7 protein-coding genes are annotated in these 9,499 nt (G+C 68.2%); 2 read left to right on the forward strand and 5 right to left on the reverse strand.

The annotated features are described in order from the left end of the window. Positions 1 to 112: 112 nt before the first annotated feature. On the reverse strand, positions 113 to 1,687 hold the full coding sequence (locus tag IE266_RS07695) for a lysine--tRNA ligase (protein WP_189679442.1): 1,575 nt from the start codon (positions 1,685 to 1,687) through the stop codon (positions 113 to 115). A 173-nt stretch (positions 1,688 to 1,860) separates the two neighbouring features. On the opposite strand from IE266_RS07695, the gene IE266_RS07700 reads away from it, so the two are divergent. Continuing rightward, positions 1,861 to 2,229 (forward strand): tellurite resistance TerB family protein, encoded by a 369-nt coding sequence (locus tag IE266_RS07700; protein ID WP_229863934.1) that lies wholly within the window; start codon positions 1,861 to 1,863, stop codon positions 2,227 to 2,229. A gap of 144 nt (positions 2,230 to 2,373) precedes the next feature. Here IE266_RS07700 and IE266_RS07705 read toward each other — a convergent pair whose 3' ends face one another. From IE266_RS07705 to IE266_RS07720, 4 genes are all read right to left on the reverse strand, one after another. Continuing rightward, positions 2,374 to 3,921 (reverse strand): Ppx/GppA family phosphatase, encoded by a 1,548-nt coding sequence (locus tag IE266_RS07705; RefSeq protein ID WP_189679444.1) that lies wholly within the window; start codon positions 3,919 to 3,921, stop codon positions 2,374 to 2,376. A 106-nt stretch (positions 3,922 to 4,027) separates the two neighbouring features. Then, positions 4,028 to 6,202 (reverse strand): RNA degradosome polyphosphate kinase, encoded by a 2,175-nt coding sequence (locus IE266_RS07710; RefSeq protein WP_189679445.1) that lies wholly within the window; start codon positions 6,200 to 6,202, stop codon positions 4,028 to 4,030. 43 nt (positions 6,203 to 6,245) lie between these two features. Then, the gene (locus IE266_RS07715) at positions 6,246 to 6,926 is read right to left on the reverse strand and encodes a P-loop NTPase family protein (RefSeq protein ID WP_189679446.1); all 681 of its coding nucleotides are present in this window, start codon (positions 6,924 to 6,926) and stop codon (positions 6,246 to 6,248) included. Then, positions 6,926 to 7,993, reverse strand: coding sequence for an AI-2E family transporter (locus IE266_RS07720; protein WP_189679447.1), 1,068 nt, complete (start codon positions 7,991 to 7,993; stop codon positions 6,926 to 6,928). Before IE266_RS07720 ends, IE266_RS07715 begins: the two co-directional genes overlap by 1 nt. 154 nt (positions 7,994 to 8,147) lie before the next feature. On the opposite strand from IE266_RS07720, the gene pepT reads away from it, so the two are divergent. After that, positions 8,148 to 9,386 carry a peptidase T gene (pepT, locus tag IE266_RS07725; RefSeq protein ID WP_189679448.1) on the forward strand — a complete coding sequence of 413 codons (1,239 nt, stop codon included), beginning with the start codon at positions 8,148 to 8,150 and terminating at the stop codon, positions 9,384 to 9,386. The last annotated feature ends 113 nt before the right edge of the window (positions 9,387 to 9,499 follow it).

A 9,499-nucleotide genomic window follows, 5' to 3' on the forward strand; every position in this document is an offset into this window, starting at 1 on the left:
ACCCTCTCCCCCTCGGGGAGAAGGGAGCTGTTGCGCGGGGTGGTGGGCGGGTTGCTCCCCCGTGCCCCAACCCTCTCCTCCGCGGGGAGAGGGGAGGGGCGCCTGCCCGAGGTCAGGCCAGCTTGCCGGCCAGGGCGGCGTCGATCAGGGCGATGGTCTCCTCCACGCCGTAGAGCGCGATGAAGCCGCCAAAGCGGGGGCCCTGCGATGCGCCGAGCAGCACCTCGTAGAGCGCGGTGAACCAGCCGCGCAGCGGGTCGAAGCGGTCGCGGCCCACGGCATAGACCACCGATTGCAGCGCCTCGTCCTCGACCGGGCCGTCGTAGGCGGCGAGTTCGGCGCGCAGGGCCTCCAGCGCCTCGCGCTCCAGCTCGGTGGGCGCGCGGAAGCTGCGGGTCGGCTTGACGAAATCGTTGAAGTAGCGCACCGCGAAACCGGCGGCCTGGTCGAGGTCGGGGTGGCTTGCCGGCGAGGCCTCGGGCGCATAGCGGCGGATGAAGCCCCAGAGCGCCTCCTTGTCGGTGGCGCCCGAGACCGAGGCCAGGTTCAGCAGCATCGCAAAGGGCACCACCAGCGTCGACTCGGGCACCTTGCCACCGTGGATGTGCCAGACCGGGTTGTTCAGCTGCGCCGCCGCATCCTGCGTCGGGAAGGCGCGCAGCTGCTGGTGGTATTCGTCCACCGCCTTGGGGATCACGTCGAAGTGCATCCGCTTGGCGGTCTTCGGCTTCTGATACATGAAATAGGCCAGGCTCTCGGTCGAGGCATAGGTCAGCCATTCGTCGATGCTGACGCCATTGCCCGAGGACTTGGAGATCTTCTGGCCGTTCTCGTCGAGGAAGAGCTCGTAGGTGAAATGCTCCGGCGCCTTCTCGCCCAGGATCTCGCAGATCGAATCGTAGATCGGCGTATTGGTCGAATGGTCCTTGCCATACATCTCGAAATCGACGCCGAGCGCCGCCCAGCGGGCGCCGAAGTCGGGTTTCCACTGCAGCTTGACGTTGCCGCCGGTGACCGGCAGGGTCCATTCGCGCCCGGTCTCGTCGTCGAAGGTGATGGTGCCCTCGGCGGCGTTGACCTCCTTCATCGGGACATAGAGCACGCGGCCCGTCTCGGGGTGGATCGGCAGGAAGATCGAATAGGTCTGCTGGCGTTCCTCGCGCAGGCTCTTCAGCATCACCTTCATGATCGCGTCATAGCGTTCGGCGGCGCGGCGCAGGATGGTGTCGAACTGGCCCGAGCGGTAGAATTCGGTGGCCGAGTAGAATTCGTATTCGAAACCGAAGGTATCGAGGAAGCGGCGCAGCATGGCGTTGTTGTGGTGGCCGAAGCTCTCGTATTCGCCGAAGGGGTCGGGCACCGAGGTCAGTGGCATCTGCAGGTATTCGCGCAGCATCTCCTGGTTCGGGACATTGCCCGGCACCTTGCGCATCCCGTCGAGGTCGTCCGAGAAGCAGATCAGCCGGGTCGGGATGTCCGAGATCTCCTCGAAGGCGCGCTTGATCATCGTGGTGCGCGCCACTTCGCCGAAGGTGCCGATATGGGGCAGGCCCGAGGGGCCGTAGCCGGTTTCGAACAGCACGTAGCCCTTTTCCGGCGGCGCCTTCTCGTAGCGTTTCAACACGCGGCGGGCCTCTTCGAAGGGCCAGGCTTTCGAGGTGAGGGCGGCATCGCGCATCGTGGACATGGGTGGTCTCCGGGATCAGGGCCGCGCCGGGCGCGGCGTGACGCCGCTACCTATTGTGCGAATGCAGCGACGTCAATAATTTGGGTCCTGTTCGCAGCACAACCGGAAGGATAGCCCCCGTGGCCGATACCGAAGACCACCCGCTCAGCGCCCAGGACTGCCTTGTCGCCATCATGGTCGCGGTCTCGGCCTCGGACGAGACCATCCGCACCGCCGAATTGTTGCGGATCCAGGCCTCGGTCAACCACCTGCCGGTCTTCGCCGATTACGACATCGACCGCATGAAGGAGGTCAGCAAGATCATCTTCGACCTCTTCGAGCAGGAGGAGGGGATCGACGCGCTCTTCGGGCTGATCCGTGACAACCTGCCGGAACGGCTGTTCGAGACCGCCTATGCGCTGGCCTGCGACGTGGCGGCGGCGGACGGGGTCATCACCGAGAACGAGAACCGGATGCTCGAGGAGATCCGCTACGAGCTGAACCTCGACCGCCTGCACGCGGCGGCGATCGAGCGCGGGGCACGGGCGCGGCACCAGACCTGAGCGCCTGACGGCAGGCGGGGAGTGGGGGGCGCTGCCCCCTCTTGGCCTGGCGGCCAATTCACCCCCGGAGGTATTTGGAAAGAAGAGAAATCAGGGGCGCGGCGCGCATGCCTTGGGTGTTTGGTCGCTTGCGGCGGCGCCTTGTCAGGGCAGCTTGCGGATGGTGACGGTGGCGCCCATGGTCTGGGCCAGCGAGGCCATGCGCGACTGTGCCACCTCGCCGTAGAGCGGCATCGCGCGTTCCGGCATCGACAGGATCAACCGGCGGCGGCGCGAGTTCCATTCGAGGTGGCCGGTGGCCGAAGTGTTCTGCATCCAGAGCATGGCGCCAAAGCGCATCGCCTTGCCCAGCACCTCGGCCATGTGCTGGCCCTTGGCGTCGAGCAGGCCGTAGAGTTCCTCGAAGGCGGTGCCTTCGCGCTTGTTGCGGTAGCGGTGCAGCAGGGCGAGGCCGAGGAAGACGCGCTCGGAATGTTTCAGCCCGCCGAGGTTGGCGCGGGTGGCGTTGTCGAAGCAGACCTCGGCGCGGTAGTCGGGATGGGCGCGCCAGCTGACGTCGTGCAGCAGGCAGGCGGCCTTGATGAGCCGCTTCTGCGGCGGCGTGGCGGTGGGGAAGAGCGGCATCACGAAGTCGTAGAGGATGCGCCCGAACCCCGGCAGGCGGGCGTCCTTGGCCTCGGCAAATCGGCAGGCCTCGATCAGCGGGTCGCGGTCGCGCAGGCGCTGGGGCATCTGCTCGTAGAGCAGCCCCTCGCGGATTCCGTAGGAGGAGATCGCGATGTCGAGCGGGCGGAAGGTGCGCACCAGCCGGCCCAGCACCTCGGCGGCATAGGGGATCAGGTCCATCCGGGCGCCCGAGATGCCGGTCTCGGCCTTCAGCGCCTCGGGGCTGCGTTCGGCGATATAGGCCAGGGTCTCGCGCACCGCCGTATTGGTCATGCGGTATTCGTGCAGCACCTTCAGCGGGTAGTTGCGCCGCGCCATGTCGATGCGGGCGATGGCGCGCCAGCTGCCGCCGACCAGGAACAGGCGGTCGTGCTGCGGGCCCATGCGCTCGGCCAGCCGGTCGATCACGCCGCGGATATGGTCGTTGCGCGCGCGCGTGCCGCCCTTGAGCGCGCGCAGCTTCAGCGGCCCGAGTTCGGAGGTGGAGAGGCGCTTGCCGACCCTTCCCTCGCGGATCTCCGCCAGTTCCAGCGAGGAGCCGCCCATGTCGCAGATCAGCCCGAAGGCGCCGGGCCAGCCCAGCAGCACGCCCTGCGCCGAGAGCCGGGCCTCTTCCTCGCCGTCGATCACCCAGATCCGGAGGCCGGTCTTCTGGAAGACCTCCTCGCGGAAGGCGGGGCCGTCCTCGGCATCGCGCACAGCGGCAGTGGCCACGGCGGTGAGGCCGGGCAGGCCCATGCCCTCGGCCAGCAGCTGGAAGCGCTGCAGCGCGGCCAGCGCGCGGATCCGCCCCTCGGGGTTCAGCTTGCCGGTTTCCGAGAGACCGGCGCCCAGGGCGCACATGATCTTCTCGTTGTAGAAATAGGCCGGCGAGCGCGCCGCGCCGTCGAAGACCACCAGGCGAACCGAGTTCGAGCCGATATCGACCACGCCGACGCGGCTCAGGGCGCGGGTGCCGGGGTCATCGAACAGCGGCTTCCCGAAAGGGCCGCCATCGGTTGCTTCGGTCTGGGCCTGTTCGTTCATGCGATCCCCGGTCTTCTGGTGGCGAGACTGCGATAAGCCGGCGCGCGGGTCAATCGCTGCATTGCCGCAATGCGGGCTCCGCGTCCCGTGGTCAAGGGCGCGCGGTTCAGTCCTCGGTATGGGTCAGCTGCGGCACGTCCTTGGCCCCGGCCGAGCCGCGCCCGGAGAGCGAGGGGTTCTCCATGAAGAAGCGGTGGCAGGAGAAGGCGAAGGTGCCTTCGGGCACCGGCGAGCGGTGGAACTTGCCGTCGGGCGACATCACCCAGCTCTGCGCCACGTCGGCGAGGTTGGCCGCCATGATCTGGCTGACGATCTGCGCCTTGACCGTGTCGTTCTTGATCTCGACCAGCGTTTCGACCCGGCGGTTCAGGTTGCGCCCCATCCAGTCGGCCGAGGAGATGAATACGCGGGCGCGCTTGGACGGCAGCCCGCGGCCGTTGCCGAAGCAGACGATGCGCGAATGTTCGAGGAAGCGGCCGACGATGGACTTCACCCGGATGTTCTCGGAGAGGCCCTTGATGCCGGGCCGCAGCCCGCAGATGCCGCGCACGACGAGGCTGATCTTCACGCCGCCCTGGCTGGCGGCATAGAGCGCGTCGATCACCTCGGGGTCGATCAGCGAGTTCATCTTGGCCCAGATCTCGGCCGGCCGTCCGGCGGCGGCATGGGCGATCTCGGCCTCGATCAGTTCCAGCAGGCGCGGTTTCAGCGTGATCGGCGAGATCGCCAGGTTCTCGAGCGATTCGGGCTGGGCGTAGCCGGAGAGGTAGTTGAACACCTTGGTGGCGTCGCGCCCCAGCGCGGGGTCGCAGGTGAAGAAGCTGACGTCGGTGTAGATGCGCGCGGTGATCGGGTGGTAGTTGCCGGTGCCGTAATGGGTATAGGTCACCAGCTTGTCGCCCTCGCGGCGCACCACGGTCGAGATCTTGGCATGGGTCTTGAGGTCGATGAAACCATAGACCACATGCGCCCCGGCGCGTTCCAGCCGGCGCGACTGGCGGATGTTGGCGGCCTCGTCGAAGCGGGCCTTGAGCTCGACCAGCGCGGTGACCGACTTGCCGTCCTCGGCCGCCTCGCAGAGCGCCTCGACGATGGGCGAGAACTTGGAGGTGCGGTAGAGCGTCTGCTTGATCGCCACCACGTCCGGGTCGCGCGCCGCCTGCTGCAGGAAGCGGATCACCATGTCGAAGGTCTCGTAGGGGTGATGCAGCAGCATGTCCTTCTGGCGGATCGCGGCGAACATGTCGCCCTCGAAGTCCATCACCCGTTCCGGCACGCGCGGGGTGAAGGTGGGCCAGAGCAGGTCGGTGCGGGAATCGATCACCAGCTTGGACAGGTCGGCGACGCCAAGCATCCCGTCGACGGCGATCACCTCGGTGCGTTCCACGCCCAGCTCGCGCATGACGGTGCGCAGCAGGTTCTCGGGCGCGCCGGCGGAATGGGTCAGGCGCACCACCTCGCCGCGGCGGCGGCGCTTGAGCGCCACCTCGAAGCCGCGCACCAGGTCTTCGGCCTCTTCCTCGACTTCGAGGTCGCTGTCGCGCAGCACGCGGAACTCGAAATGCGATTTCAGCTGGTAGCCGGGGAACAGCTGGCCGATTTCGAGCAGCAGGAATTCTTCCAGCGGCAGGAAGCGGTTGCGCCCCGCCGGCGAGGGCAGGGCGACGAAACGGTCGATCTGCGCGGGCACCGGCAGCAGCGCCTGAAGGTTGCGCCCGTCGCGGGTGCGCTCCAGTTCCAGCGCCAGGCAATAGCCGGTGTTGGGGATGAAGGGGAAGGGATGCGCCGGGTCGATCGCCAGGGGCGAGAGCACCGGGAAGACCTGACTGATGAAGACATCGCCGAGAAAGGCGACGTCGGCGGCGTCGAGCCCCTCGCGGGTCAGGACCGAGATCCCGGCCTCCTCCATCTCGCGGAACAGGCCGACCAGCACCTTCTGCTGCGATTGCATCAGGCGGCGGGCGTCCTCGGAGATCAGCGCCAGCTGTTCCGCCGGGGTCAGCCCGTCGGCTGCGGGCGTGGTATTGCCGGCAATCGCCAGCTCGCGCAGGCCGGCGACGCGGACGGTGAAGAACTCGTCGAGGTTGTTGGCCGAGATCGACACGAAGCGCAGCCGTTCGAGCAGCGGCACCCGCGGGTTCTCGGCCTCTTCCAGCACCCGCCAGTTGAAGCCAAGCCAGCTCAGTTCGCGGTTATAGAACCGTCCCGGCCCCGAGAGGTCGACGTCGGGCAGGTCGATGGCCTCGGGGAAGTCGGATTTGAGGAAGTCAGCTTGTGTCATGTGCCGGCGGTAACAACGGATTGTAACCGCAGCGTGACAGATTTCAGACGCCGCCGCCAGACTCGCCCAGAACTTCGGCAACCAGTGCTCGCGAGACCTTGCGGCCCTGCTCCAGCGCCCGCCGGTCGATCTGCGCCACCGTCGCGGCGGCGGCGGCGAAGGAGCGCTCGCCGTGACGCAGGATATAGGCGATGACATCGGCCGGAGGCACCAGCTGGCGGTCGGCGAAGAGCTTGGCGAGCACTGCCGCCAGCAGCCGGTCGTCCGGCGCCTCGAGGTCGATGTGGCAGGCGGCGTCGATCCGGCTCTGCGCGTCGGGCAGGGCGAGGTTCCAGCGCCTCGGCGCGCCGCGCCCGGTCATCAGCAGCGGGCTGCGCCTTGCGGTGGCGAGGTTGTAGAGGTGGAACAGCGCATCCAGCGCCGGGCGGTCCTGGGCTATGGCCGGCACATCCTCGACCGCCACCGGCCCCTCGGCCAGCGCCGGCAGGTCGGCGCCCGGCAGGTCGGCGGCGGCCAGGATCGGCGCGCCGGTCAGCGAGGCCCAGACATGGGTCAGGTGGGTCTTGCCCGATCCCGCCGGCCCGCTCAGCGTCAGCTGCGGCACCGGCCAGGTCGGCGTCGATTCGATCATCGCCAGCGCCAATGCGTTCGACGGCGCGACGAAAAAGTCGTCGCGCCCCAGCACCGTGCGCACGGGCAGGTCCAGGCTCAGCTGTCGGGCCATCAGTCGTCCTTCGGAGGCTGCGCGCCGGTGTAGAGGCGGCTGGAGCGGTATTGCTCGACTGCAAAGCGCGCAATCACGCCAAGCGCGGCGGCCACCGGCACGGCGACCAGCATCCCCACGAAGCCGAACAGCGCGCCGAAGACCGACAGCGCCAGGATCAGCCAGACCGGGTGCAGCCCGACCGACCCGCCGACCAGCTTGGGGGTGAGGAAGTTGCCCTCGACCACCTGGCCGATGACGAAGATACCGGCAACGATGCCGATCGACAGCCAGTCGCCCCAGAACTGGAACAGCGCCAGGCCGATGGCCAGCGCCCCGCCGATCATCGCGCCGAGATAGGGGATGAAGGTGACCAGCCCGGCGATGAAGCCGACCACCAGGCCGAAGTTCAGGCCGACCAGCATCAGCGCGGCAGCGTAATAGGTGCCGAGGATCAGGCTGACCGTGCCCATGCCGCGGATGAAGGCCGAGAGCGTCTGGTCGATCTCGCCGGCCAGGCGGCGGATCACCGGCGCGTGCTCGCGCGGCAGCAGCTCGTCGATGCGGGCGATCATCCGGTCCCAGTCGAGCAGCATGTAGACCGCCACCACCGGCACGATGACCAGCAGGACCAGGATATTGACCAGCGACATGGCCGAGCCGAGCACCGTCTCGATCAGCTGCGGCCCCTTGCTCTGGATCGCCGTGCCCAGCGAGGCCAGGGTGCGCCGCATGGTCGAACTGCCGTCGAGCAGCGAGGGGAAATGCTCGCCCAGGAAGGTCTGGAAACGGTGGGTGAGCTGCGGCAAGACCTGCACCAGGTCGATCATCTGCTGGATCAGCGTCGGCACCACCAAGAGCGCCGCCAGCAGGAAGATCAGCAGCGCGATGACGGTGATGAGCGCGGTCGCCCCGGCGCGGCTCAGGCCCGCGCGTTCCAGCCGGTCGGCCACCGGGTCGATGAAATAGGCGATGGCGCCGCCCAGGATGAAGGGCATCAGCACGTCGCCGAGGAACCACAGCACCAGGGCGAACACCGCCGCGGCGATGCCCCAGTATTTCAGCTGATCCCTGACGGGCAATGACATGCAACGGCTCCTGTCGTTTCAGGTCACATTGCCCATGAGGGGCATGGTTTCAAGGGGCAGCAGGCCCGTAAGGCCGCGATTTCCCGCCCTGGCGGCGCTTGACACTCTGCGCGCGCGGGGTGCTGATGCGCCTCGACCCAGCAGGAGAGACCCCATGCGCAGCCCGTTCGACGCCGAACTCGAAGCCCGCCTCGTGCGCTATGCCGCCATCGACAGCCAGAGCGACGAGACCTCGCCGACCTCGCCCAGCACCCCGCGCCAGCTCGACATGGCCCGCCTGCTGGTGGCCGAGCTTGAGGAGATGGGCGCCGAGGAGGTGCAGCTGACCGACTACGGCGCGGTGCTGGCGACGGTGCCGGCGACGGTCGAGGGCGCGCCGGTGGTCGGCTTCTGCGCCCATGTCGACACCGCGCCGCAGTTCAATGCCACGGGGGTGAAGCCGGTGGTTCACCGCGGCTACAACGGCGGCGACATCGCCTTCGCCGATGCGCCGGGTCTGGTGCTGAACCCCGAGGTCTCGCCCTATCTCGCCGAGAAGGTCGGCGAGGACATCATCACCGCCAGCGGCACCACGCTGCTCGGCGCCGACGACAAGGCCGGGGTGGCGATCATCATGACCGCGGCAAGGCACCTGCTGGCCGACCGCGCTATCCCCCATGGCAAGCTGCGGCTGGCCTTCACCCCCGACGAGGAGATCGGCCGCGGCGTCGATGCCCGGCTGCCGAAGGACCTCGGCGCGGATTTCGCCTATACCTTCGACGGCAGCAAGCCGGGCGAGATCGAGTTCGAGAGCTTCTCGGCCGATGGCGCGGTGGTCACGGTCACCGGCGTCTCGGCGCATCCGGGCTGGGCCAAGGACAAGCTGGTCAACGCCCTGCACCTGGCCGCGAAGATCGTGACGACCCTGCCGCATGTGACGCTGACCCCCGAGACCACCGAGGGGCGCGAGGGCTTCATCCACCTCTACGAGATGAGCGGCGGCGCCGCCGAGGCGCAGCTGAAGTTCATCCTGCGCGACTTCGAGCTCGACGGGCTGGCGGCCAAGGGCGCGCTGCTGAAACAGGTCTGCGAGACGGTGGCGGCCACCGAACCGCGCGCCACGATCAGCTGCGCGATCCGCCCCCAATATCGCAACATGCGCTACTGGCTGGAAAAGGACATGACCCCGGTGGAGCTGGCCCGCGAGGCGGTGCGCGCGGCGGGACTGGAGGTGGTCTCGGTGCCGATCCGCGGCGGCACCGACGGCTCGCGCCTGACCGAGATGGGCGTGCCGACGCCCAACGTCTTCACCGGCATGATGGAGATCCACGGGCCGCTGGAATGGATCTCGGTCCAGGACATGGCCAAGGCGACCGAGGTCTGCCTCAACATCGCGAAGAAGGCGGCGGGGTAAACCCCGCCCTACGCCATTGCCGGCGGTCGATGCGGTGTGGGACCCGTCGCATCAGGGGGGCGCTGCCCCCGCCGCGCCTGCGGCGCGACTCCCCCTGTCTATTCCGGCCTGTG

This window comes from Seohaeicola zhoushanensis (assembly GCF_014656415.1).
In the GTDB taxonomy this organism is placed as follows: domain Bacteria; phylum Pseudomonadota; class Alphaproteobacteria; order Rhodobacterales; family Rhodobacteraceae; genus Seohaeicola_A; species Seohaeicola_A zhoushanensis.

What these genes read in the sequence shown, in the direction of transcription:
- pepT (WP_189679448.1), top strand. Translation starts at nt 8,148, where the DNA reads ATGCGCAGCCCGTTCGACGCCGAACTCGAAGCCCGCCTCGTGCGCTAT.
- IE266_RS07700 (WP_229863934.1), top strand. Translation starts at nt 1,861, where the DNA reads ATGGTCGCGGTCTCGGCCTCGGACGAGACCATCCGCACCGCCGAATTG.
- IE266_RS07710 (WP_189679445.1), bottom strand. Translation starts at nt 6,202, where the DNA reads ATGACACAAGCTGACTTCCTCAAATCCGACTTCCCCGAGGCCATCGAC.
- IE266_RS07720 (WP_189679447.1), bottom strand. Translation starts at nt 7,993, where the DNA reads ATGTCATTGCCCGTCAGGGATCAGCTGAAATACTGGGGCATCGCCGCG.
- IE266_RS07715 (WP_189679446.1), bottom strand. Translation starts at nt 6,926, where the DNA reads ATGGCCCGACAGCTGAGCCTGGACCTGCCCGTGCGCACGGTGCTGGGG.
- IE266_RS07695 (WP_189679442.1), bottom strand. Translation starts at nt 1,687, where the DNA reads ATGTCCACGATGCGCGATGCCGCCCTCACCTCGAAAGCCTGGCCCTTC.
- IE266_RS07705 (WP_189679444.1), bottom strand. Translation starts at nt 3,921, where the DNA reads ATGAACGAACAGGCCCAGACCGAAGCAACCGATGGCGGCCCTTTCGGG.